This is a genomic window from Bradyrhizobium sp. Leo170 (assembly GCF_004296405.1).
Classification (GTDB): domain Bacteria; phylum Pseudomonadota; class Alphaproteobacteria; order Rhizobiales; family Xanthobacteraceae; genus Bradyrhizobium.
Genome location: NZ_PSRR01000916.1, coordinates 1 through 344, shown reverse-complemented (window position 1 = coordinate 344; position 344 = coordinate 1). Strand labels below are relative to the sequence as shown.

The window sequence follows — 344 nt, the reverse complement described above, 5'->3', positions numbered from 1 at the left end:
CCCAGCGCTATGAGGTTCACCCGAACCAGATCTATGCCTGGAAGAAGCAACTGCTGGACCAGGCGGCCCGGGCCTTTGACGCGGGTGTCGGGCGGGAGAGCGAGGACGCGCGCGAACGCGAGATCGAGAAGCTGCACGCCAAGATTGGACAACTGACAGTCGAGCGCGATTTTTTAGCGCGGAGGTCCGGAAGATGAGCACGCCGGACCGTCGAGGAATGCTCGATCGCGCCGACATGGCGCTGTCGATCCGCCGGCAATGCATGTTACTTGGCATCGCGCGCTCTGGGGTCTACCGGCCGCCACGGCCGGCCAACGACAACGACCTTGCCCTGATGCGGCGGA

1 protein-coding gene is annotated in these 344 nt (G+C 64.5%); it reads left to right on the top strand.

Annotation, left to right across the window (positions count from 1 at the left end):
- Window positions 1-197: transposase (locus CWO89_RS46760; protein WP_502702969.1), on the top strand; the 197-nt coding region annotated here is incomplete at its 5' end.
- Between the last annotated feature and the right edge of the window lie 147 nt (window positions 198-344).